This window comes from Syntrophomonas sp. DTU019, from assembly GCA_913757435.1.
In the GTDB taxonomy this organism is placed as follows: domain Bacteria; phylum Bacillota; class Syntrophomonadia; order Syntrophomonadales; family Syntrophomonadaceae; genus DTU019.
This window is the reverse complement of sequence record CAJYDM010000001.1, coordinates 893,858-917,443: the sequence shown is the minus strand read 5'-3', so window position 1 is coordinate 917,443 and position 23,586 is coordinate 893,858. Positions and strand designations below refer to the sequence as shown.

Sequence of the window (23,586 nt, the reverse complement as noted above, 5' to 3'; positions counted from 1 at the left end):
GATCCAACCTGTTATCAAGGATAAACCCCGACCCCGGCTATAGCTTCATGCTCGGGCTGACCCAGCATGAGGTTGAGATTTTGCACCGCCTGCCCGGAAGCCCCGCGGTTCAAATTGTCAATGGCCGAAATCACAATCACCCGGCGGCTCTGGGGATTCACATGCATACCCAGGTGTATGTAATTGCTCCCATAGACCCACTTGGTATTTGGAACCGTATCTTTGGGCAATACCTTGATGAAGCGCTCTTTTCGGTAGAAATCCTCCAAAGTGTCCCTTATCGCCTGAGGTTTGATCCCCGCTCGCAGCCTGGCGTAGCAGGTGCTCAATATGCCGCGGTTCATGGGGACCAGGTGGGGGGTGAAAACCATCTCCACCTCACATCCGGCGGCAAAGCTCAATTCCTGGGCAATCTCTGGACCGTGGCGGTGAGTCCCCACCCCGTAGGCTTTAAAGCCCTCATTGACTTCGCAGAAGTGGCTGCTTTGCTTCAAGGTGCGCCCCGCTCCCGACACTCCGCTCTTGGAATCCACCACCAGGCCTTCACTCTCCACCAGTCCGGCTTTTAGCAATGGTGCCAGGGGCACTATGGCGCTGGTGGGGAAACAACCCGGGTTGGCTATCAGCCGGGCGGTTTTGATTTTGTGACGATACAGCTCAGGAAGACCGTAAACTGCCTCTTCCAGGAGTCCAGGCTGGGCATGGCTGAGTTCATAGTAATTCTCGTACAGGGCAGCATCCTTGAGTCGGAAGTCGGCACCCAGATCGATAACTTTAATCCCCGCAGCGAGCAGATCCGGAGCCAGATTCATCGACACCCCGTGAGGCAGCGCCAAAAACACGGCCTCACAGCGCCCCAAGAGGTTCTTTATGTGGCTCTCCTCACAGCTCAAGTCACACATACCGGTGAGATGCGGGTATATCTCATCTATTCGTCGTCCCACATTTTCGGTGGACAGCACCACAGTTACTTCAACGGCGGGATGCAGGGCCAATATTCTCAACAGTTCCGCGGCGGTGTATCCGTCGCCCACTATGCCAACCTTATGCAATGCCTTCAGGCCTCCTTGAAATATAAATAACATGGAGATGAAAACTTTTATAATTATACATCCGCCTGTATATTTTTACAACAGCTATTTAAACTGCCAACTGACGTCGTGGTCTGGCTGCCATAAGCCTTTAGTCCGACTTTCCGCCCTTTCCCGTGGTATGAATGCGACTTATATCCAGCTACTTCCAGGCCGCATGCATGCCCCATAATAAAAGACCCTATGAATATTCCATTCATAGGGTCCCCATTTATAAACTCCTGATTACTGTTTACAGTGCAGCCTTGATGCGCCTCATGGCCTCGGTAATACGGGCAGTGTCTACAGTCAGGGCGATGCGAAAATATCCTTCCCCATACTGCCCGTAGCCATTGCCCGGGGTGAGGATCACGTGAGCTTTCTCCAAAATCATTTCACAGTATTGGGCTGATGTATAGCCTCTCGGTACTTTGACCCACATATAGAAGCCTCCCAAAGGTTTAGTAAAACTCCAGCCCAGGGATTGCATGCCCGCAGCGGCAGCGTCGCGGCGCTGTTGGTACATGTGCTGCAGTTCCGCTACCGTCTGCTGAGGTCCTTCCAGTGCAGATATACCGGCATACTGCACAGCCTGGAAGACACCCGAATCCACATTGGATTTGAAACGGCCCATAACTTCCACGGCGTCGTGGTTACCGGCCATCCAGCCTATGCGCCAGCCGGTCATATTGTAGGTCTTGGAAAGGGAGTGGAATTCCACCCCCACCGTTTTGGCCCCCGGCACCTGCAGGAAGCTGGGAGACTGGTAACCGTCATAGGCCAGTTCCGAATAAGCCGCATCGTGACAGACGAGGATGTCAAAGGCTTTGGCAAACTCTACCACTTTCATGTAATAGCCGGTATCAGCAACTGCACCGGTAGGGTTGTTAGGATAATTAATAAACATGAGCTTAGCCTGGCGGGCCACGTTTTCGGGTATATCCTCCAGAACTGGTTTGTATTGGTTTTCCTCAGTTAAGGGCATGATGTATGATATCCCCCCGGCCAGTTGGGTGCCGATTGCATAAACCGGGTAGCCGGGGTCGGGCACCAGGTTGATGTCTCCCTTATCCAGGTATGCGAAAGAAATATGGGCAATGCCTTCTTTGGAACCCAGCAATGAAATCACTTCAGTAGCGGGATTAAGGTCCACATTGAAGCGCCTTTTATACCAGCCGGCCACCGCCTCTCGATAGCGCAAAAGACCTACAGAGCTGGGGTATTGATGGTTGGCCGGTTCATGAATCGACCTGGCCATAACATCTATAATATGTTGCGGGGTGGGCTGGTCGGGATCACCAATGCCCAGGTTTATAACATCAATGCCCTGCATACGGGCTTCCTCCACCTTCTTTTCAATGCGCGCAAACAGATAAGGGGGCAGGTTTTGCATAGCTTGATTTTCTTGCATGGCGGTATCTCCTCCTCATTCTTTTCCAGCATATAAAATCTTCGACCTCAATAGCCCCTGGTCTATCACATACCCGGGCTTTCCCGGTCACTGCTGATTCTACCCCTGAATACCTCGCGGGCCGGGCCGGTCATATACACATGGCCATCATCCCGGCTCCACTCTATCAAAAGGTCTCCCCCGGGCAGATGCACCAGAACTTCCCGCCCGGTATGACCCTGCAGGTGAGATGCCACCACGGCAGCACAGGCGCCGGTGCCGCAGGCCAGAGTGATTCCGGCACCTCGCTCCCATACCCTGACAATCAGTTCAGATCGGCTTCTGATTTCCACAAACTCCACATTGGTGGCAGCTGGAAAGATGGGGTGTCTTTCCAAAGCTGCTCCCCATGTCGCCAGGGGAATAACATCGGCGTCAGGGGTAAATATTACTGCATGGGGATTTCCCATGGATACGGCATTGACCTTAAACCACTCTCCAGCAGCTTTGACCGGTATATCCAGGCTGTCGCCTTCACCCTGTACCGGGATGTCAGAACGTTGCAGCACAGGACGGCCCATATCTACCCTCACTGCCTCAGTGTCGGTCAACTGAACCGGGCGAAGCCCGGCCCTGGTCCTGATCATAAAGGCGTCTCTGTCCACATGCCCGAACTGGCGAGCGTATCGGGCTATACAACGGATGCCGTTGCCGCACATCTCGGCTTCAGAACCGTCGGGGTTAAATATGCGCATAAAGATATCACCCCGGGCGTCAGGACCGGTTACCAGGATGCCGTCGGCGCCGATGCCGAAGTGGCGTTCACATAAGACGGCACTCGCCGCTTGATAGCGGGCCGCGTCTTCAAAGGATGCGGCCTCGACCACAATAAAATCATTGCCCAGCCCGTGCATTTTTACAAATTCCATATCAGCCCTCCTCGCTCATTCAATGAATTATGTCTATACCAGTCGCTCTATCCGGCAAATCCGGTATACAAACGGGAAAAGATACGTTTATCGACTACCGTCAGCCGCGTAAAAGGTTTATCTAAAATTATTGACATGTCATATCCAAAGCAGGCGGCAAAGCGCTGCAAATGAGGCATTATGACCTCCAGCCGGGCTTTTTCCTGGAAAACCTCAGCCTTGATGTTGTCAGCCACATGGTTAGAGGGGACCTCCCCGCGCAGCCAGATCTCCCCGGCATACATGCCGGTGCCGCAATAAGGTCCGATCGGACTAAAGCCCGGGTCGTTTAACCCCAGGATTATAATAGTACCCCCAGCCATGTATTCGCCCAAAAAGGCACCAGATCGCCCCCCGACCACTATGAGCGGGCTCTTATCCTGATAGGCTTTCATGTGTATGCCCAGGCGGTAGCCGGCATCGTCGCGGATGTACAACGACCCGCCGCGCATGCTGTATCCGGCGATATCGCCCACCCGCCCGTGTACAATGATCTCCCCCGCGCTCATAGTGTTGCCAACTCCTTCCTGCCCGTTGCCATAGAGCAGGATTGTGGGTCCTTCGCAAAAGGCTCCCAGATTGTTGCCCACGGTGCCATGCAGTATCAGGCTCTTGTGGTTCTTCCAGCCACAACCCAAGTAGCGTTGTCCATTGAGATTCAATACTTCGATTTCCTCATCCGGGCTCTGGTTCATGGCTTCAAGCAGGGTGTGGTGGTTGTATTCAACCGCATCGAAGACTGCCATCATCTTGCCACCTCCTCACTTCTGCCCAGTAGGCGGCGGGTAGGTTTGCTATGGCTGGATTTCTTAAAAATTTGAACCACTCGCTTTCCGGGATCTTGACCTGCCGCTCTATCAAAGCCGTAAGTGGTCCGCTGATCCCGGGTATATTGATGGCAATGTACCTGTGTAGGTTTTGGCCCTGCATAGTGAGCTCCAGGCAGCGTTCCCCCTCTTGCCATCGCAATATACTACCCGTTGTTTCAGGGTCGCCCGCAGTTATGATATGCATGCCCAGGATGTGAACCGCGTTGAGAAATATTCCGCCGGGATACCGGGTCCTGCTGCCGGCCATATTCAGCCCCGCTATAAATCCTTCCCGGTGGGCCAGCGGTAAGAGGGCCATTACTTCATCTGTGCCGCGTACTATATGGCGGCTTTCGATAACATCTCCGGCTGCCCAGATATGGGGATCGGATGTTCGCAGGTGGCAGTCGACGATTATACCCCGGTCGGTTTGCAGCCCGGCTTCGCGGGCCAGATCCTGGTTGGGCCGGGTTCCCACCGCAATAATCAACAGATCGGCAGCGATTGAGCTTCCATCGTCCACTGCCACCTCGTGGTTCCCGACCGCAACCACCTCATGGCCGGTAACAACCTTTAAACCGTGTCTTTGCAAATGCCCGCCAACTGCGGCCGCACTCCGGGGGGAGAGCAGACGGGGCAGTATGTGGCTCTGTTTTTCTACCATAACTACTTTCATACCCATATGATGAAGGGCTTCGGCGGCCTTTAAGCCAATCAGCCCGCTGCCCAGGACTACTGCCGTGCCTTTCGCAGCGGTTTGGGCGGAAATTTCCTCGGCATCCTGCCAGGTATAAAATGTATTAACCCAGGACTGCGTTATGCCAGGTATGGGGGGTATAACCGGACTGGCCCCGGTTGCCAGCAAGAGTCGGTCATACTCCAGACCGGTGCCATCCTGCAGAAGGACTTGTTTGCAGATCACATCTATGCTGGCGGCCCGACCTGGTATTATTCTCACCCGCTGTTGGGCAAAGAAATCAGCCGGACGGTAATCCAGTTGGCTGGAGGTTCTTCTGCCAGTCAGATAATAACTTATCAGGGGGCGGCTGTAGCAGCCGCGCTGTTCCCCGTCAATTACTGTGATCTCACCTTCCGGGTCGATACTGCGGATGCCTTCCACCGCACCCGCCGCTGCAATACAGCTGCCAATGATAAGGTATTTCACCTTTGCTACACCTCCTCTATCAGCCGCAGGGCGCCGTTGGGGCAGTGCGAAACACACACCGGCGCCTCAGCCAGATCCCGGCACAGGTCACATTTGACCGCCCGGGAAAAATCCAGTGAGGGCTGAATATGTCCGAAGGGGCACACCATCACACAGGTGAGACAGCCCACACAACGTTGTCCGTCAATGAAAACTATACCCTCATTATTTTTCTGCAAAGCCCCGGTGATGCAGGCATTAATGCAGGGGGCATCCTGGCAATGCCTGCAGGTATTGATCCAGGATTGCTGCTGGTGCTCGATTAAACCTGCCCGGGCCTGGGGGGTGCCTTTTTTGAAAGCCCGGATAACACTGCCATTATATCCGTCATGAGCGGCAGCGCAGTATATCCTGCACAGCCCGCATCCCAGGCAGTATTCCGAGTTGCTCTGTATCTTCATGCTGATTCCCCCTAATATCCGGCTGCGGTTATTCCCAAGAGATCCAGTTCATGCTGCTCCAGGCCGATGCCTTTCAGCATGAGGCGGTTCCCCCTGAGACTGTCGACAGCATTAATGCCCATTCCACCCATCATCTCTTTGATCTCATGTTCCCAGGCCTGAAGCAGATTAGCGGCTCTAACGGCTCCCAGCTCCGGGTTGAGCCGCTTGCTCAATTGCGCCTCGGTAGTGGCTATGCCCCAGTTGCAGCGACCGGTGAAGCAAGTATGGCATAAATGGCATCCCAGGGCTATCAGGGCAGCGGTGCCGATGTAAACCGCATCCGCCCCTAAAGCGAGGATTTTTACCACGTCGGCGCTGTTGCGGATGCCGCCGGCAGCTACCAATGAAGCCTGGTCCCGTATGCCTTCGTCACGCATGCGCTGATCCACCTGGGCAATGGCAATTTCTATCGGTATGCCGATGTTGTCGCGGATGCGCATGGGGGCCGCACCGGTGGCCCCGCGAAAACCGTCAATGGCGACTATATCTGCTCCGGCCCTGACCATTCCTGAGGCTATGGCGGATATATTATGCACGGCGGCCACTTTCACCGAGATAGGTTTCTCAAAATTGGTAGCCACTTTTAAGGTTTCAATCAGCTGAGCCAGGTCTTCTATGGAATAAACGTCATGGTGCGGAGCAGGTGATATGGCATCAGACCAGGCCGGTATCATCCGGGTACGGGCCACATCCGCCGAGACCTTCTCTCCGGGCAGATGTCCGCCGATACCTGGTTTGGCGCCCTGACCGATCTTGATCTCCACTGCGGCAGCCTGATTGAGGTAATCCGGATTGACCCCGAAGCGTCCCGAAGCCACCTGCACAATGGTAGATGCGGCATATTCCTGAAGATCGCTGTGCAGCCCGCCCTCGCCAGTGTTCCAGAAAGTGCCTTTCTCCCGGGCGGCCCGGGCCAGTGATTTCTGCACGTTCAAGCTTACCGCGCCATAGGACATGGCCGAAAACATAATCGGCATATCGAGCTTCAAGAGCGGTTTTTCCCGTTCCCCCAGGCTCGATACCTGACTGCCCAGATAGGTGCCCAGTTCCATCGGTTCCCGCAGCGGATCAATGGAAGGATTGGTGACCTGGCTGGCATTGAGCAGCAAATGGTCAAAATAACTGCGGAAGGGTCTGGGATTACCCATGCCGGTCAAAAGCACCCCGCCAGTTTCGGCCTGGGCATAGATTTCACGCAGGCTGGATGTTGACCAGTAACTGTTGGGTCGCAAAGCCGCAGGAAATTCCTTAATAGCCAGGGCCTGAGTGGGGCATAATACCGCGCAGCGGTGGCAGCCTACACAGTTCTTATCAATCACCCACATAAATCCGTCTTCATCCTTATGATGCACACTATTGCCACACTGCTTGACACACACTCCGCAGCCTATGCAGCGGTCCTGATTTCGTTCCACGGTAAACGCGGGGGTCAGCATACTCAAGCTCATATTCCTTCACCTGCCTTCAGGCTGATTGGGCTGCCTGTATTGCAGACGGGGCCACATCCAACAGGCCTTTCTTGTCGTGGAGAAGCCCAACAATGGGTTCTCCTCCCCCGGGGGACCAGACCCGGTCTAATCGCTGAGCCACTACCCGGATAGCCGCCTCCTCACTGGCCACATAAAGGAATTCATCCTGCAATGCTGCCACCAAGGGGCGCAGTTTTATGCGGTCATTTAATGCCACCAGCCCATTGTTGGTAGCCACTATAATTGAAAAGGGACCGTTGAGCAGCAGCCCGCTGTATTTGCGCCGCAGGCGAGCCTGCTTTTCCTCTTCAAGCTGGGACCAGAACGGGGAGGCCACCACATCCACAACATCGTTCAGGCACAAGCCCTGACGGCGCATCAGGAAGTCAAAGGCATAGGCTATGACCTCGGTGTCCGTCTGCAGGGAAATCTTGTAGCCGTACATTTCTAAAAAGCGCCGGTTGGTGCTGTAGGACGAAATCTCCCCGTTGTGCACTACCGACCAGTCCAATAAGGTGAAGGGATGGGCTCCGCCCCACCACCCCGGGGTGTTGGTGGGAAAGCGTCCGTGAGCGGTCCATATATAAGCCTGATACTCCTCGATACGGTAGTATTCTCCGATGTCCTCGGGATAGCCCACCCCTTTGAAGGCGGCCATATTTTTGCCGCTGGAGGCTACGAAAGCCCCGCGCAAATCGGCATTGATAGTCATCACCACCCGGGCTACGAACTCCTCCTCCCCGATGTGCTCCCGGTAAAACTTATCTTCCCGGGGCCGGGCAAAGTAGCGCCATATCAGCGGGGCGCCGGCAATTCTGCGGCTTTGGCGCACCGGCACCGGTTCCTGGTGTTTTATCCGAAAGTGGTGTTGCAGGTAGCGCTCGCATATCTGCCGGGCACCGTCATCATCGTAAAATATATGCAGGGCGAAGTAGTCCCGGTATTCCGGATAAATCCCGTAGGCCGCAAATCCGCCACCCAGGCCGTTGGAACGCTGGTGCATGGCGGCTATGGAAGCCAGGATCTGTTGACCATTGAAGCGTTCACCCTTGCGGTTCATAATGGCTGCAATAGCGCAGCCGCTCGGTATTCTTATGTCTCCTTCCCGTCTTAGCATCGGGCTCCCTCCTCTCCACAAGTAAACTGACTTTAGAACTTGCGCAGGTATTCTCTGGTCTCCCAGGGGTGGACCTCCAGGCAGAACCGTTCCCATTCCGCCCACTTGCTTTCCACATATTTGGTATAGATATGCGGTCCCAGAGCATTCTTAACCAGTTCATCCTCGTCCATGGCTATGAGTGCTTCGGCCAGTGACCCGGGAAGGCTGGCTATCCCCAATTTTTCACGTTCCGCTTTGCTCATACGGTAAATATTGGCATCTATCGGGGCGGGAGGCTCAACTTTCTCTTTGATACCTTCCAGACCCGCGGCCAGCATAACTGCCAGAGCCAGGTAAGGGTTGCAGGTGGGGTCGGGGTGCCGCACCTCGATGCGGGTGGATTGGCCGCGCTTGGCGGGAATCCTGATCAAGGCACTGCGGTTCTGTTCTGACCAGGCTACATATACTGGAGCTTCATAACCGGGAACCAGCCTCTTGTAGGAGTTAACGGTGGGGTTGGTTATGGCGGTTATACCCCGGGCGTGTTTTATTATGCCTCCCATATACCAGCGGGCGATATCGCTTAATTTGTTGGGTTTTTCAGCATTATAGAAAACATTCTTGCCCTCCAGACTGGAGAGGGATTGGTGGGTATGCATCCCTGAACCGTTAATACCAGCGATAGGTTTGGCCATAAAAGTGGCGTGCAGTCCATGGCGTTGAGCGATGGTCCTCACCACCAGCTTAAAAGTGGCGATATCGTCGGCTACTCTTAATGCCGGCCCATACTGAAAATCGATCTCATGCTGCCCTGGGGCTACTTCATGATGGGAGGCCTCAATCTCAAATCCCATGTCTTCCAGGGTGGTAACCATATCGCGGCGGGCATCCTCACCCAAATCCACGGGGGCCAAATCGAAGTAACCAGCCTCGTCCTGAGTATGAATCAAAGGATTACCTTCTTCATCTACAGTGAAAAGGAAGAATTCACATTCCGGTCCGGCGTTCATCACATAGCCCATCTCTTCGGCTTGTTTTACAATCCTTTTGAGATTGGAGCGCGGGTCGCCCAAAAACGGCAGTTTATGCGGTTCCGGGGTGTAGACGTCACAGATTAGACGCGCTACCGCTCCGCTGGCCGGCCTCCACGGCATCACTGCGAAGGTGTCGGGATCGGGGATCAGATACATATCGGATTCTTCAATGCGGGCGAAGCCTTCAATGGAAGATCCGTCAAACATTAATTCCCCGTTTAATGCCTTCTCCAACTGACTGGCCGGAATGGAGACATTCTTCAAGACCCCGGTCACATCAGTGAATTGCAGGCGAATGAATCTTACGCCATTATTTTTTACTTTTTCAATTACACTGGCATTTTTGGCATTATTCATGGACAATCACTCCTTTTAAGATTTGCGCCTGGCATCTATCAAGCGCTCCGCGATCAACAAGGCTGCCTGCCTCAAGCTGAGGCTATGGTTCATGGCTTCCTTCTGGATAAAGTGATGGGCTTCACTCTCGGTATAGCCGTTGATATCCATCAGTAGGCCTTTGACTTTATCCATCACGATCCGGCTTTCCAGTCTTTCCTCCAACTTCCTTATCCGCTCCCGCAGTTCGCTCTCCCGCTTCCAGTACCACAACGCCGCTTCTACCGCCGGTATGACCTTTTCGCTGCTGATCGGTTTGATTAGGTAGTGACCTGGTCGATTCAGGCGGGATACTTCATTGTCTGACAACAGAATCACCGCTGCCAGTCGGTCCTGGGTGATGATATCAGCCAGCTTGGAGCCCTTGGCGCCGTCCAGATCCTGATCGATTATTATCAAATCGCAGTACAGGGATCGGATTCGCCTCAAGGTGTGGCCTATATCGGTAGTTTCGGCCATTACCTGAAAACCTGCCCGGCGGAGCATGTCGGTTAGGAGCTTGCGTTCAGCGGCGACCGCACTGGCCACTATTATCTTGCCGCTCAATCGCACCACCTGCCTTTGTTGGTTTTCGTAAGAGACCAGGGCATAAAAAAAGCGCCTCATTACGTATGATTCGCATTTCTTCTTGTGCAACATACCTGGGACGCCATTGCCCGTCATTGCTATTGAATTATGACCTGTTCGCTGTCCTGAAATGAATTCTATACCCTTTGAAAAGGCTTTACAATGGGCAAAGGGCTTATATATTGTATACTTGCCTGTGTACCTGAATCCATGTATACAGCCCGGTTGCATATACCCTGACCGCATCAGGGACAGCTGTGTGATTGCCGCCGCGAAAATTCATAAACATTAATCTTATCCACTATAGGCTGTTTGTATTTGTTTCCATCATCCCATCCGATCCATCCTGCGATGCCACACATATAACTACCTCCTATTATTAATTGAAAAAGCAATGCCAGGCCGTCCTTTGACGGCTTCATTGCCTATTACAGGTTATGCCGCCACACTGGGGATGTTGACGGGCAGAGCGTGTATACTTAACTGCCGCCCGCACATAATATGATGATTTTGCTATTATAAAATTGCGGCTGATCCTGACTTAAGGTGAAGAATATAGACCCGGCATACCTGCAACATAACCTTAAGGGGTGTCAACAATGAAAATAACCATGGCACAAATCAATCCTACGGTTGGGGATCTGGAAGGCAATTTCCAGGTAATAACGCAGGCCATCGCCCGGGCTCACCAGGATCAAAGTGACCTGATTGTTTTTCCCGAACTGGCTATTATCGGCTACCCGCCCCAGGACCTTATGGAACGCTCCTGGTTTGTGGAGGATACCCGGCGTTATCTGGACCAGGTGGTGGCATGTTCAGAAAGATATGCTGGCTTGGGCATACTCATAGGCGTCCCCACGAATTCCCCCGAACCTGGCAAAGCCTTGTACAATTCCGCGGTTTTGATCTATCATGGGGATATTCTGGCTGAACGTCACAAGAGTCTCCTGCCCAGTTATGACGTATTTGATGAGACCCGCTACTTCGAACCGGCGCTTCACAATCTGCCAGTCAATTTCAAAGGGGAGCGTCTGGGGATCAACATATGTGAAGATGCCTGGAATGACCTGGACTTTTGGCCTTCCCGGCTCCCCTACCGCTCTGATCCCATCTCTAAACTGGCTGACGCAGGAGCCACGGTTTTGATCAACCTCTCGGCCTCGCCTTATCATGCCGGAAAAGAATCCCTGCGCTATGATTTGATCAGCGGTCATGCCCGAAAACACGGTATACCCTTCATCTATGTCAATCAGGTGGGCGGCAACGATGAGTTGATATTCGACGGCCATTCCCTGGCCGTGGATGGATTCGGCGAGGTGTTGGCCTTTGCAGCTGGGTTTGAAGCGGATCTGGTGACCTTCGATGTACACACTGCCGGACGCACCTTGCGCTACATGCCCGAAGAAGAAATACCCTCCATTTACAAGGCTCTGGTTCTCGGACTGCGGGATTATGTGCACAAATCAGGTTTTAAAAAGGCCATCCTCGGGCTTTCAGGTGGGATTGATTCCAGTCTCACGGCCTGCCTGGCGGTGGCGGCCCTGGGACAGAGCAATGTCCTGGGCCTGGCTATGCCTTCGCAGTATTCTTCACCTGCCAGCCTGGAAGATGCGCTGGCACTGGCGCAAAATCTGGGTATAGCCATTCACACTATCCCCATCAGCGGTGTGCTGCAGTCCTATCTAGATACCTTAAGTCCTCATATCGGCGGTCCTTATGACACCACCGAAGAAAACATACAGGCCCGCATCCGGGGCAACTATCTGATGGCGTTTTCCAACAAGCTGGGTCATCTGGTGCTCTCCACCGGCAACAAGAGTGAAATAGCCATGGGTTATTGCACACTGTACGGGGATATGAGCGGAGGATTGAGCGTTTTGGCCGATGTACCCAAAACCATGGTTTATGAACTGTCCAGGTTCTGCAACCGTCATACTGAGCTGATACCGGCCCGGGTTCTGACCAAAGCCCCTTCCGCAGAACTGCGCTTCGATCAAACCGATCAGGATACCCTGCCGCCATATGAAATTTTAGATCAGATTCTGCATTTCTACATAGAACAGGGTGAGTCCGCCAGTGGGATTGTCTCCCGGGGTTTTGACGAGGCCATGGTAAAACAGATAGTGGCAGGCGTGGACCGCAATGAGTATAAACGCCGCCAGGCTGCCCCAGGCCTTAAGGTTACCAGCAAGGCTTTTGGAAGCGGACGTCGCATGCCCATAGCGGCCCGTCTCAGGCACCCGCTGTTATGAGAGTTGAACCTTATTATCGCAGTACTGGTAATGGATGTCTTTAACAACAGACTACCTGTATGAGGTTACCGTTTATAAACCACAGTCAAAACCGGACCATATAACAGTCCGGTTTTGCAAAATTTAATATACGATTAAATTGCTGCCGCATTGCCTTCCCGGTTCATATCGGCATAGCTGTAGCCATCCTCGCCGTGCAAAGATACATCCAGCCCGGCTTCTTCTTCCTCCCGGCTTACTCGCAGCAAGGTGAATTGACCGATCAGCCTGAGAATCAGATAAGTGAGCAGGGCGGCGAAAACATAGGTAAATATAACTCCGGTGATCTGCACCAGCACTTGTTCGGGACGCCCCGCCAGCAGTCCATCCATAGCTGCCGGGTTTACAGCCTGGGAGGAAAAAATCCCGGTAGCCACAGCGCCCCAAGTACCGCCCACCCCGTGAATGCCAAAGGCATCCAGGGCATCATCATACCCGAACCGATCCTTGATTTTGCTTACCGCCAGATAGCATAGGGGACCGGCCACCAGGCCCATGACTATCGCCGACAGGGGACTGACAAACCCAGCTGCCGGGGTTATGGCTACCAAACCGGCCACCGCCCCACTGACTGCCCCAAAAACCGTAGGTTTGCCGTGATGGAGCCATTCCGCGGCTACCCAAGACAATGCTCCGGCGGCCGCACAGGTATTGGTTACCAGAAAAGCCAGGGCTGCCACCCCATTGGCTGACAGCGCACTGCCGGCATTAAAACCAAACCAGCCGAACCATAACAGCCCGGCGCCCAGAACGGTGAGGGGCATATTATGGGGGCGGATGGCCTCCGTGGTGCGACCACACCGCTTACCCAGCATCAGCGCAGCCACCAGGCCTGACACACCAGAACTGATATGCACCACTGTACCCCCGGCAAAATCCATAATGCCCAGTTTGCTCAGCCAGCCGCCTCCCCATACCCAGTGGGCCAGGGGGTCATATACCAGGGTGGTCCAAAGCAGTACAAAGATCACAAAAACGGAGAATCTCATCCTCTCCGCAAAGGCTCCAGTAATAAGAGCAGCGGTGATCACAGCAAACATCAGTTGGAATCCGGCAAAGGCCAGATGGGGTATGGGAACTTCCGGGGACAGAGCCTCCACACCGATGTTGTTAAAACCGATAAAATCCAAACCACCAATCAAAGTGACATGGTCAGGACCAAAAGCGAGCGTATAGCCTATAAATATCCATTGCACCGATACCAGGGCCATAGCAGCCAGACACTGCATCAGAATACTGAGTATGTTCTTGCTCTGTACCATGCCGCCATAGAACATGGCCAATCCCGGTGTCATTAGCAGAACCAGAGCAGAGCATATGAGAATGAAGCTGGTATCGCCCGTGTCCAGACTGATTGCTTCAGCGGCCATGACCGGCCTGGTTGCTAAAACGGTGCATGTCAGGGCTGCTGCGCCTATTGGCAAATGTATTTTTCGCATAGTATAACCTCCTGAATCGGCTGTGAACAGCCGGAAATAGTTGCGCAGGCCCCCTTTGACCTGAATTTGCTGCTTATAGAGCAGCGTCGCCGCGCTCAGCGCTGCTGATCCGGATGATTTCTTCCACAGGGTAGATAAAGATTTTCCCGTCACCGATGGCTCCGGTACGGCAGGTTTCCATTATGGCGGTGACAATCCGCTCCTGCCAGTGGTCCCGGCAGATAACCTCAACCTTTACTTTGGGGAAGAGGTCCACCGATACCTCCTGCCCACGGTAATACTGTCTGACGTTTTTCTGCAGCCCCCGGCCCATAACTTTATACACTGTCATGCCGCGCACTTCCATCTGGTTTAGAACCGCTTTCAATTCTTCCAGCTTGCCGGGCCTGATAATGGCCTCAATCTTCTTCACCTTATACACCTCCTTTCATGGAAAAGTACTGGACCCGCTAAGGATGTCAGCGCCTTTGCTCCCTGTTGGTTCAAATAAGCAGGCCCCCTGTCATCTGGGACAGGGGGCCTCATTGCCCGTAATGAATGATTTATCAACCAATATGCCAGATAGGTGTTGTCTGTTCATCGCGTTTATACTTGTCAATCTGTGCTACGAAGTCGTCCATAAGGAATTTGGTATCGTGTGGTCCCGGGGCGGCTTCGGGATGAAACTGGACAGACATGGCGGGGAGTTCCCGGTGCATCAGACCTTCCACGGTATTATCATTGAGGTTGGTAAATACTATATCCACCGCTTTATCGCGTATGGAATCCGGCTCCACGGTATAGCCGTGATTCTGCGAGGTTATATAAACCCTGCCGCTGCGCAGATCTTTGACAGGTTGATTGGCCCCGCGGTGGCCGAAAGCCATTTTGGTCGTTCTTCCCCCCAGAGCCAGACTGAGGAGCTGATGGCCCAGACAGATTCCGAATATGGGTACACTTCCGAGGAGTTTGCGAATGGTGGCGATAGCGAATCCACAGTCTACCGGATCACCGGGGCCATTGGATAAAACAATTCCATCAGGGGCCAGATCCAGTATGGATCGGGCTGAGGCCTGGGCTGGCACCACTATCACCTGACACTTTCTCTCCACTAGGGAGGTAATGATACTCCTCTTGACCCCGTAGTCAATTACAACTACCCGCCGCAGTCCCGACCCAATAATAGTCATCTCCCGGCAGGTAACCTGGCCTACATAACCTCCCGGAGGAGGGGTCATCCGACTGGCCTCCCCGTGCAGGACGGTTTGATCATCCAGACTGGAGGTAATTATTCCGCCCATGGTTCCCCGCAATCGTAAGATTCTAGTCAAAGCCCTGGTGTCAATGCCGCTCAAACACAGTATCTTGTTGTCGCCAAGGTATTGTTGCAGTGACAGTTCCTGTTGGTAATGATTGGATTCACTGCATAATTGGTTGACCACCAGGCCTTGCAGCCAGCAGTGTTGCGACTCCATATTCCCGGGGTTGAAACCGTAGTTGCCGATCAGGGGATAGGTCATGACCACAATCTGCCCGGCGTAGGAGGGATCAGTCAGAATCTGTTCATAGCCTACCATGCTGGTGTTGAAAACTACTTCACCAGAGCATGGACCCGTACCCATCAAATTCCCCTTAAAAGTGGTGCCATTTTCCAGGACCAGATAGCCATAGTCGCTATTCATATTTCATCCTCCGTGGCGGGCTTACCATGCCCGCAAAAAAAGACGCCTCCAGCGACTCATGGTCACCTGGCGTCATTGCCACGCAATTATTTCTCTTGTCGTTTAACAGTATAGCGCACGGATTTCATTTTGCTCAACCCTTTGCCTATGCTTATACTGTATACTTATTCACTTCGCACCCCTGTGACGAATTGAAACTTTCCGGTTTTAGGACCTGTTCTGAGGATACCACCGCCCTGGGCCTCAGGTTTAAACCGGGGCGGCGGCACCGTTATGCGCTGCTCAAGTGAGAATTCACCACTGCCTGGTATCGAATCCGCTGAAAAGGTGTCGGCCCCCACTATGCACTGCTAAAGTCAGCTTCAGTGCTGCCCCAGTAATGCCTGATAGCGAGCTTCTTTGAAGCCCAGTTCGATGTGGGGATTGCTGACCAGAACAGGACGCACCATGATACGAGGGTTTTCCTTAATAAGAGCGGCGATGCCGTTTTCATCCAAAGCATCCAGGTCGGGTTGAATCTTCCGATATGCCTGGCTTTTGGTATTGACCAAATCCTTTACCTTTATTCCGGCTATTCTAGCCAGCCGGCGCAACTCTGCCAAAGTGGGCGGTTCTGATAACAGATCGCGGTAATCGAATTCGATTTCGTGCTGCGAAAGCCACGCTTTCGCCTTCTGACAGGTGCTTCACGATTTAACACAATAGAAGGTCCATTTATTGTCCATGGAATCACTCCTTTTCGTATAGGTTGGTATTCCACACCGATGAATACCCTGAATTCATTTCTCTTTATTGATACCAGTTTTATGAAAACCTTCTGATAGTACTTGAATCATCTGTTTTTCGTCCGAATTTCTCACTATAATAGCTTTTTTTACGATCTGCCCGAATATTTAGCTCCGAATAATGTAACAATCCTTATAGGGGTGTCATATCATACATTGTGAACTTTTACAAAGCTTGATAGCCCTAGGATTACCTGGGGCTTTCATATAAAAAGGGAGGGAAGGGCTCTTGGTTCTTCCCTCTCTTGCATGCAGGCAATACGGTTATGATTTGCATAGCATTTGTGTTGTAAGTTCAGCAGTAACTTCAATTCCTGCATTACCCATAAAGGCTTAATGCCGCTGTACATCCTTACCGAGAACATCTCCCCTGTAATGCTATTTTCAGGGGTAGCGACAAACTCTTCCAACCAGCAGTTTCCCATTTCACATGTTACTCAGCCTATTATATAATTGGCGCGAGATCCGCAAGAATTGCAGCGGCCTCGATTGAAATGCACCCTTTCGGTACGGTAGTAAGTGCGCCTGATGAGTGGTCTATGGCAATTCAAACATAAAGTGTCATTGCTCCCCCCGATATTGCCCAAATAGACAAAGGGCAGATGACGGAGGGCGGCCTGTTGCGCTGCTATCAGCGTTGATTCCGGAGTGGGCGGCCGGTCGTAGTAATAGGCCGGGTGATAGCGTGAAAGATGCAGCGGAATCTCTGGTCGTATGGAGGCCAGCCAGCCGGCCAGGGCTTCAATATCCTCTGTCTGGTCATTGTCCTCGGGGATTATTAAGGTGGTAATCTCCACATGGCAGTGGCGGGCAGCCATTTCCACAGACTTTTTCACCGGTTCCAGGGTGCCTTTGCACAGTTTTTTGTAAAAATCATTTTGAAAGGCTTTGACATCGATGTTGAGTGCGTCGATATAGGGCAGCAGCTGCTCCAGGGGAAGGGCTTCGATATAGCCATTGGTAACCAGAACCACCTTTTGCCCCCGTTCTTTGAGCAGTCGTGCGCAGTCCCAGATGTATTCATACCACACCGAGGGCTCGTTGTAAGTAAAAGCCAAACCGATGGATCCGCTTTCCCGACTGCGCTCCGCAATTTCCACCATGGTTTCCGGAGGCACATATTGGGTCTGTGGGGTTTGATGAGCCAATGCGTAGTTCTGGCAGAAGCTGCAAGAGAGATTACAGCCGTAAGTTCCCGCAGATAAAATCATGCTACCCGGGTAAAAGTGGTAGAGCGGCTTTTTTTCGATTGGGTCCAGGGCCAGCGAAGCCACCTGGCCATAATTGGAGGTCACCAGACTGCCGGCTTGATTGCTGCGCACCCGGCAGATTCCGGCTTTACCCGGTTTGACTCTGCACTGGTGCGGACATAGCAGACATTGCACACTCGAGTCCTCGAGTGGCCGGCTGAACATGGTCTGATTGGGCATGAACATCCGAACATTCCCCCTGCTGTGCTGATGAAGCTGTTCAGGTATAGCGGGTTACCTTGAAACGCTCGATGCTATAAGGCTCTCGGTCGGTGATACCAGCCTTTTGCAGTGCTATCTGCAGCTGCTGTTCCACGGTATCTACGCCTTCCAGGTCAGGCAGCAACAAACCCCGTTTGCCCCCTGAGCTTACGATTACCCCATAGTTCTTGGGATCAAGCTGATCGCGGGTGGCCGCTTCGGGTTTGCCCAGAATATCTACCGAGTAAATAAGCTCGTCCAATTCCTGAGGTTCAAGGGGCTCGAAGCGGTAATCCTGGGTTCCAGCGCTAATGGCGTTGGCGGCGATTTCCTCGGCCAGGTTGGGGCGCACTGCGGTTATGGTTCCGATACAACCACGTAACTGACCTTTTTTCTTCAATGATACGAAGGCTCCGGCCCGGCTTTCTTCCAAATCCCTCATATCATCCGGCAGCAGAGGACGTTTGCCATTACGAACGTATTCCTCCAGTACCATACGCGCCCATCGCACCGGCATAGTCTCCGCCTGGCGCCGTGCCTTTATGGCCTGGCTCTCCCGCTGTCTGATGTGTTCCAGTACGCTGGGGCGTCTGTCGCTGCCGGGCGTAAACCCGGCCACCAGGTAGCCTACCCCAAAGGGTCCCTCATAACTGAATACTTGGGGTTCAAAACTCATGCCATCAAGGGCTCCCAACATCATGACCACTGAGCGGTAGCCGCATTCACCGGCGGCTTCCCTCAGTTCTTCTGGAATCTCTAAAATGCCGTTTACGTCCCCTGAAGACAACAGCTGTTTCATTAAATTGTCGAACTGTGGGCCTTCAGCATGGAAGGCATAGGGACCATCATTGGTGAGGTGATGGGACATATCACCTGATGCTACAACGGCTACCCGGCGGTTCAGCGCCGCCGCAGCCTCACGGATGAGAAGTCCAACCTGATACAAATCAGAAAGTGGCAGGTAAGCCACACTGAGAGCGATTATTCGGGCATCCCCGCAGCCTGCTTCTTGCAGGTAATGCAATGGCACCAGAATACCATGGTCTAAGGTAATTTGGAATCGGTATTTAGATGCCAGCTTTTCGTCTACAGCCATCATAGGTATATTGGCATCACTGCAGCGGCGCCCGATTTCGTTCAGCAGTTCTAGATCATTGAAACAGGCTTGTCCCTGGACACGGCTGCCGAAATTGCTAAAATCCCCAGATAATTGCGGTTCTACCAGCGCGGAGATAGCATCCGCAAAAATATTGCCATGAGGGGTGAAGAACACCAGCGTATCAGGTCGGCTTTCAGCGATACGTGCTGCCATCGCCTTCATGGCGGTGACAGTATGTTGTACCTCGCCGAGTCGGTCAGCGCCTATGTAGGGCACGATCAGAGGAGGATGGGGTGACAGGGCGGCATAGGTCAGCATCGTACTCACTCCTTTAAAGGCCGGGTTACCAACCCGGATAGTTTTCTATTTCGGCATTATATGTCCTCAGCTGGGCCTGAGCAATTCCGGCAAAGATAGCCTGGGCCATACGGGCCTGGTAATCGGGATCAGCTAGGAGGCTGGCTTCCTGGGGGTTGGAAATAAAGCCCACCTCTACAATAACAGCCGGCATTTTTGTATTGCGCAGAATAAAGTAATCCCCTGGCAAAGCTTTGCGTTTAGTATTCCCCAACTGTTTGGTTATTTCCTCCTGAATCATGACTGCCGCCAGTTTGCTGGGCTGGCTGGAAGAGTTGTAGAACACCTGGGCTCCAGACCAGCGCGGGCTGGAATCGGCATTGGTATGGATGCTTACATACAGATCGGCTTTGACCTCATTGGCTCTCTGTGCCCGGCGTTTCAGGTCTTCCCGTTTGCGGGCTGCGATAGTGCCTTTAAACCCATCATCCACCAGGTCGCTATCATCGGTGCGCAGCATGACCACCATAGCCCCGGCTTCGCTCAAACGCTGAGCCAAAAGCTGGCTTACCTGCAGGGTTACCTCTTTTTCTACATAAGCCCCTCGGGTGGCTCCAGGATCACAGCCTCCGTGGCCAGGGTCGATGACCACCACTTTGCTGTTCAACGCATATGCCGGTATATATTCAGCCTGTGTCGGCAGCCCCATCCATATAGCAGCGATCAGTAATGTGGAAAATACCGAAATGACGACAGCTTGATATATCTTCATGGGGATAAAATACACCCCTGTTTTGAACACGTGTCCACCCCTGTTTCTGAAAATGTTGCTATTTCTTATATATGCTCCAATTCTGCAATCTAGTAGGGCGACACATATCCTGCCATGAACAGACCAAGCACGTTAAGCATTCAGGTGGTTTTTTTCTCCATGGCCATGGCACCAGGCATCAGGACGGTTGAGGTGCCAAACCATACATTATTTTTGTTATTGACAGGCGATTCACGGATGAATCAGAAAATGACACAGTGAAAGTCGAGTAGGCAGGGCCTCTCGCCAGATGATTAAGGTTAGGTTGAGCCTACTCAGTTTCTGCCCCTTTCGGTTGGCAGTGTCTCACTAGCTCAACCGTACTTAATTTCCATACGATTGTACCCTTACCCCTCACAGAACCGTACGTGCGCTATTAACGCATACGGCTCTTCGTATTATCATTTGCCTTCTCAGCTAGAGATTTCCCACCTCATGTCAAATATGTTTACAGCTATCTTTGGCCTTGGTAGTGGGTACTTTCTTAGCATTTTCTGGAATTTGTCCCATCCAAAACTCTTCCTCTGACTTCGTCGGTTTAGCCACTTGAATAGGAGTCTCTCTATCTGTTCCTTGTACCGATAGAGCGCGTCGCTGTTATCCGTCACTGCATAGTACTGATAGTAGCCCTGCAGCTTCCTCTTCAGCACCTCCATAATATCCGGCACCGGAATGTGTCGATGTGACTTTATCCATTCCTTTGCCTTGGCTACACTAATTTTGAATTTCTTGCGACAGGTTTTCCGCTTTACACGAAATTTACCATGCCTGCTCTTTCCGCAATAGTGTGTGAAACCTAGAAAGTCGAAAGTCCCGGGTTTGGGCAGCCCGTTTGCTTTAGCCTCTGCCTCCGCCTTCTTTCCGAATGCTATGATCTGGCTTTTGTCAGCGGCCAGCTCGAGGTTGAATTTCGCCAGTCTCTTCTCTAGTGCGACGTAGAATCTTCGGGCGTCTTCCTCAAATTCAAAACAGCATACAAAGTCGTCTGCGTACCTTACCATATGGGCCGAACCACGGCAATGCTTTCGCACTACTTTCTGAAACCATAGATCCAATACATAGTGTAAGTACACATTTGCCAGTATTGGTGATATTACCCCGCCCTGGGGAGTTCCCTCGGGGGTATCATATCTTACCCCGGCTTCTATCACCCCTGCTCTGAGGAATCGGTAGATGAGTCGTAGCATGTTCGTGTCTGCTATGCGTTCCTTTAGAAATTCCATTACCCATTTGTGATCCACATGGTCAAAGAATCCCTTGATGTCAGCGTCCACGATGTAGTTTACTCGATGATCCTCTATGAGCTTGTTAAGGTGCTTTAATGCATCGTGCGCACTCCGCTTGGGTCGAAATCCATAGGAGAAACCCATGAAGTCCTGTTCATAGATGGCGTTTAGTATCTGTGCTGCTACTGCCTGTACAAGTTTGTCTTCATAGGCGGGTATTCCGAGCGGACGCGTTTTGTCTGTTCCTGGCTTGGGGATGCGAACCCGCCTGACCTCTTGCGGTTTGTAGGCTTGTTTCTTCATTCTTGACACCAGGTTTTTGATGTTTTCTTCCAGGTTTTCGCCGTAGTCTTTTCTGGTTACCCCATCCACTCCTGGTGCTTTTCGTGCTGCCATCTGGTTATGTGCAGCACTTAGCGTATCCTCGTTGATGAGATGGATTAGGGTCATGAATTTGTACTTGGGATTTTCTCTTGCTCGTTCGGCTATCCTTGCCAGTTGCGTTTCCACTGTCTTCTCCTCTCCAGTAGGACAATGTTTCCTTGACTAAGGGCTATAATACGTTGCCGCCTTTCCTCCCCAGGCATTACCCTGTTCATCAGTACTATGCAGCAATCCGACTCCCTGACAGACTTTTGGCTCCCTTGCTTTGTATTGCTTGTCGGCCATACTCCCCTGCGGAAGAACTGTCAGGGTCTCCCGAGTTACCGTGACTTAACAATGTGTAACGTGCCAAGGTCTCTGACCCCGGAGGAGCCTCAGCGTTCTCGCCCTATCGACCGCTGAGGTGTTGCCTTCTGCTGGACGTACGGCATCGGCCTCCTCATCCACACACATTTCGGGGCTCATTCCCTTCAGCCTCTGGCTTTCGGCCCATTACCTCGCCTGCCTACGCTTAAACGCTTCTGTTGCCAGTTGCGCTCCAAGGCTGGCTACGAGTGGTTGGCTAGTCCTTTCTCGGTGGGCTTCTCACCCACTATATGTCACGACCTTGCTCGGTCGCTCGCGTCCCCCTGTGTCATTGGGGGGGACAAAAAACCTCCCCTATTGGGGAGGTTTGATTGAGCTGTTTTAGCGTTTGGAGTACTGCGGTGCTTTGCGGGCTTTGTGCAAGCCGTATTTTTTCCGTTCTTTCATGCGCGGGTCGCGGGTTAAAAAGCCCTTTCTTCTCAGGGGCGACCTGAGGTCAGGGTTGGCCCTCACCAGTGCCCGGGCAATTCCTAATTGCACCGCGCCGGCCTGGCCGTGGACGCCGCCGCCCTGTACCCGGCAGATTACATTGAATCGCCCGGACATTTCGGTTAGCACCAGGGGCTGTTGCACCACTAAACGGCTGGTCTTATTGGGAAAGTATTCTTCGAAGGTCCGGTTGTTTATCTGAATGGTCCCATCACCCGGTACCAATCTGACCCGGGCAATTGCTTTCTTTCTTCTTCCGGTTCCCCAGTATTGTACCTTATCCATGTTGTTTCCTCCTTACCCTCTCAGTTCGCGGTATTCAGGTTTCTGGGCCTGATGGGGATGCTGATCTCCCCGGTAAACCTTGAGTTTCTTGAACATTTTTCTGCCCAGACGGTTGTGAGGAAGCATGCCTTTGACCGCAATTTCGATAGCCTTTTCAGGCCTCTTCCGCAGCATAGTCTGATAGTCGACCTCTTTGAGGCCGCCGGGATAACCGGTATAATAGCGATATTTCTTCTGCTGCAATTTGTCGCCGGTAAGCTGGATCTTATCGGCGTTGATGATAATGATGTAATCCCCGGTGTCGACGTGGGGAGTGTAGGTGGGCTTGTGTTTGCCTTTAAGCATCAAGGCTACTTCTGAAGCAAGCCGCCCCAGTACCTGACCGCTCGCATCTATAATATACCACTTGCGGTCTATTTCCGCAGGCTTTGCCATATACGTTTTCACGATTTTCCCTCCTGTGTGTTGCAATCCATTCATTCACAGAGATGTGTCTTGTAAGCCAGCCTGTCAACGGGGCAGAAGCCAGTCAGACTTATAGAGACTACCTTTTTAATATAGCCAAAAATTCCTGGCATTGTCAAGAATAGCGTGGCTCTCCCAAGCCTTTTTA

20 protein-coding genes and 1 pseudogene are annotated in these 23,586 nt (G+C 52.5%); 1 reads left to right on the top strand and 20 read right to left on the bottom strand.

What is annotated here, in order from left to right:
- Positions 1-14: 14 nt before the first annotated feature.
- The 10 genes from argC to AC15IQ_RS04680 form a co-directional block, all read right to left on the bottom strand.
- A complete protein-coding gene (argC, locus tag AC15IQ_RS04725) occupies positions 15-1,052 on the bottom strand; it encodes an N-acetyl-gamma-glutamyl-phosphate reductase (protein ID WP_483177522.1) in 1,038 nt (345 codons plus the stop codon).
- A 271-nt stretch (positions 1,053-1,323) separates the two neighbouring features.
- Positions 1,324-2,481, bottom strand: a complete 1,158-nt coding sequence (locus tag AC15IQ_RS04720; RefSeq protein WP_483177521.1) for an LL-diaminopimelate aminotransferase — start codon at positions 2,479-2,481, stop codon at positions 1,324-1,326.
- Between the two features lie 65 nt (positions 2,482-2,546).
- Positions 2,547-3,389, bottom strand: a complete 843-nt coding sequence (gene dapF / locus AC15IQ_RS04715; protein WP_483177520.1) for a diaminopimelate epimerase — start codon at positions 3,387-3,389, stop codon at positions 2,547-2,549.
- 47 nt (positions 3,390-3,436) lie between these two features.
- Positions 3,437-4,177: a GltB/FmdC/FwdC-like GXGXG domain-containing protein gene (locus AC15IQ_RS04710; protein WP_483177519.1), complete on the bottom strand. Its 741-nt coding sequence runs from the start codon at positions 4,175-4,177 to the stop codon at positions 3,437-3,439.
- The gene (locus tag AC15IQ_RS04705) at positions 4,152-5,402 is read right to left on the bottom strand and encodes an NAD(P)/FAD-dependent oxidoreductase (RefSeq protein ID WP_483177518.1); all 1,251 of its coding nucleotides are present in this window, start codon (positions 5,400-5,402) and stop codon (positions 4,152-4,154) included. Before AC15IQ_RS04705 ends, AC15IQ_RS04710 begins: the two co-directional genes overlap by 26 nt.
- Before the next feature lie 5 nt (positions 5,403-5,407).
- Complete coding sequence (locus tag AC15IQ_RS04700) at positions 5,408-5,842, bottom strand: 4Fe-4S dicluster domain-containing protein (protein WP_483177517.1); 435 nt, start codon at positions 5,840-5,842, stop codon at positions 5,408-5,410.
- Positions 5,843-5,853: 11 nt separating this feature from the next.
- Positions 5,854-7,332: a glutamate synthase-related protein gene (locus tag AC15IQ_RS04695; protein ID WP_483177516.1), complete on the bottom strand. Its 1,479-nt coding sequence runs from the start codon at positions 7,330-7,332 to the stop codon at positions 5,854-5,856.
- Between the two features lie 16 nt (positions 7,333-7,348).
- A complete protein-coding gene (locus AC15IQ_RS04690) occupies positions 7,349-8,470 on the bottom strand; it encodes a class II glutamine amidotransferase (protein ID WP_483177515.1) in 1,122 nt (373 codons plus the stop codon).
- A 32-nt stretch (positions 8,471-8,502) separates the two neighbouring features.
- Positions 8,503-9,843, bottom strand: coding sequence for a type I glutamate--ammonia ligase (glnA, locus tag AC15IQ_RS04685; RefSeq protein ID WP_483177514.1), 1,341 nt, complete (start codon positions 9,841-9,843; stop codon positions 8,503-8,505).
- A gap of 15 nt (positions 9,844-9,858) precedes the next feature.
- Positions 9,859-10,488: an ANTAR domain-containing response regulator gene (locus AC15IQ_RS04680; RefSeq protein ID WP_483177513.1), complete on the bottom strand. Its 630-nt coding sequence runs from the start codon at positions 10,486-10,488 to the stop codon at positions 9,859-9,861.
- Between the two features lie 560 nt (positions 10,489-11,048).
- Here AC15IQ_RS04680 and AC15IQ_RS04675 point away from each other — a divergent pair.
- Positions 11,049-12,701, top strand: coding sequence for an NAD+ synthase (locus AC15IQ_RS04675; RefSeq protein WP_483177512.1), 1,653 nt, complete (start codon positions 11,049-11,051; stop codon positions 12,699-12,701).
- Between the two features lie 134 nt (positions 12,702-12,835).
- Here AC15IQ_RS04675 and AC15IQ_RS04670 read toward each other — a convergent pair whose 3' ends face one another.
- The 10 genes and pseudogenes from AC15IQ_RS04670 to rplM form a co-directional block, all read right to left on the bottom strand.
- Positions 12,836-14,179 (bottom strand): ammonium transporter, encoded by a 1,344-nt coding sequence (locus AC15IQ_RS04670; RefSeq protein WP_483177511.1) that lies wholly within the window; start codon positions 14,177-14,179, stop codon positions 12,836-12,838.
- 73 nt (positions 14,180-14,252) lie between these two features.
- Complete coding sequence (locus AC15IQ_RS04665; RefSeq protein ID WP_483177510.1) at positions 14,253-14,591, bottom strand: P-II family nitrogen regulator; 339 nt, start codon at positions 14,589-14,591, stop codon at positions 14,253-14,255.
- Between the two features lie 133 nt (positions 14,592-14,724).
- Positions 14,725-15,840, bottom strand: coding sequence for a carbamoyl phosphate synthase small subunit (locus tag AC15IQ_RS04660; RefSeq protein WP_483177509.1), 1,116 nt, complete (start codon positions 15,838-15,840; stop codon positions 14,725-14,727).
- Positions 15,841-16,202: 362 nt separating this feature from the next.
- Positions 16,203-16,514, bottom strand: a pseudogene (locus tag AC15IQ_RS04655) (arsenate reductase family protein); the annotation flags it as partial.
- Between the two features lie 548 nt (positions 16,515-17,062).
- Positions 17,063-18,061, bottom strand: a complete 999-nt coding sequence (gene amrS / locus AC15IQ_RS04650; RefSeq protein ID WP_483177508.1) for an AmmeMemoRadiSam system radical SAM enzyme — start codon at positions 18,059-18,061, stop codon at positions 17,063-17,065.
- 34 nt (positions 18,062-18,095) lie between these two features.
- Positions 18,096-19,493 carry an AmmeMemoRadiSam system protein A gene (gene amrA, locus AC15IQ_RS04645; RefSeq protein WP_483177507.1) on the bottom strand — a complete coding sequence of 466 codons (1,398 nt, stop codon included), beginning with the start codon at positions 19,491-19,493 and terminating at the stop codon, positions 18,096-18,098.
- Between the two features lie 25 nt (positions 19,494-19,518).
- Complete coding sequence (gene cwlD / locus AC15IQ_RS04640; RefSeq protein WP_483177506.1) at positions 19,519-20,244, bottom strand: N-acetylmuramoyl-L-alanine amidase CwlD; 726 nt, start codon at positions 20,242-20,244, stop codon at positions 19,519-19,521.
- A 452-nt stretch (positions 20,245-20,696) separates the two neighbouring features.
- Positions 20,697-22,019 (bottom strand): group II intron reverse transcriptase/maturase, encoded by a 1,323-nt coding sequence (gene ltrA, locus AC15IQ_RS04635; RefSeq protein WP_483177505.1) that lies wholly within the window; start codon positions 22,017-22,019, stop codon positions 20,697-20,699.
- Positions 22,020-22,580: 561 nt separating this feature from the next.
- Positions 22,581-22,973 (bottom strand): 30S ribosomal protein S9, encoded by a 393-nt coding sequence (gene rpsI, locus AC15IQ_RS04630; protein ID WP_483177504.1) that lies wholly within the window; start codon positions 22,971-22,973, stop codon positions 22,581-22,583.
- Positions 22,974-22,985: 12 nt separating this feature from the next.
- Positions 22,986-23,453: a 50S ribosomal protein L13 gene (gene rplM, locus AC15IQ_RS04625; protein WP_483177503.1), complete on the bottom strand. Its 468-nt coding sequence runs from the start codon at positions 23,451-23,453 to the stop codon at positions 22,986-22,988.
- Positions 23,454-23,586 lie beyond the last annotated feature (133 nt).

Bases quoted from the DNA above. Each gene is read 5' to 3' on its own strand.
- amrA (WP_483177507.1), bottom strand. From the start codon at position 19,493: ATGCTGACCTATGCCGCCCTGTCACCCCATCCTCCTCTGATCGTGCCC.
- rpsI (WP_483177504.1), bottom strand. From the start codon at position 22,973: ATGGATAAGGTACAATACTGGGGAACCGGAAGAAGAAAGAAAGCAATT.
- AC15IQ_RS04690 (WP_483177515.1), bottom strand. From the start codon at position 8,470: ATGCTAAGACGGGAAGGAGACATAAGAATACCGAGCGGCTGCGCTATT.
- glnA (WP_483177514.1), bottom strand. From the start codon at position 9,843: ATGAATAATGCCAAAAATGCCAGTGTAATTGAAAAAGTAAAAAATAAT.
- AC15IQ_RS04675 (WP_483177512.1), top strand. From the start codon at position 11,049: ATGAAAATAACCATGGCACAAATCAATCCTACGGTTGGGGATCTGGAA.
- AC15IQ_RS04710 (WP_483177519.1), bottom strand. From the start codon at position 4,177: ATGATGGCAGTCTTCGATGCGGTTGAATACAACCACCACACCCTGCTT.
- AC15IQ_RS04660 (WP_483177509.1), bottom strand. From the start codon at position 15,840: ATGAATAGCGACTATGGCTATCTGGTCCTGGAAAATGGCACCACTTTT.
- cwlD (WP_483177506.1), bottom strand. From the start codon at position 20,244: ATGAAGATATATCAAGCTGTCGTCATTTCGGTATTTTCCACATTACTG.
- AC15IQ_RS04700 (WP_483177517.1), bottom strand. From the start codon at position 5,842: ATGAAGATACAGAGCAACTCGGAATACTGCCTGGGATGCGGGCTGTGC.
- AC15IQ_RS04670 (WP_483177511.1), bottom strand. From the start codon at position 14,179: ATGCGAAAAATACATTTGCCAATAGGCGCAGCAGCCCTGACATGCACC.
- dapF (WP_483177520.1), bottom strand. From the start codon at position 3,389: ATGGAATTTGTAAAAATGCACGGGCTGGGCAATGATTTTATTGTGGTC.
- AC15IQ_RS04680 (WP_483177513.1), bottom strand. From the start codon at position 10,488: ATGAGGCGCTTTTTTTATGCCCTGGTCTCTTACGAAAACCAACAAAGG.
- AC15IQ_RS04695 (WP_483177516.1), bottom strand. From the start codon at position 7,332: ATGAGCTTGAGTATGCTGACCCCCGCGTTTACCGTGGAACGAAATCAG.
- amrS (WP_483177508.1), bottom strand. From the start codon at position 18,061: ATGTTCATGCCCAATCAGACCATGTTCAGCCGGCCACTCGAGGACTCG.
- rplM (WP_483177503.1), bottom strand. From the start codon at position 23,453: ATGAATGGATTGCAACACACAGGAGGGAAAATCGTGAAAACGTATATG.
- AC15IQ_RS04720 (WP_483177521.1), bottom strand. From the start codon at position 2,481: ATGCAAGAAAATCAAGCTATGCAAAACCTGCCCCCTTATCTGTTTGCG.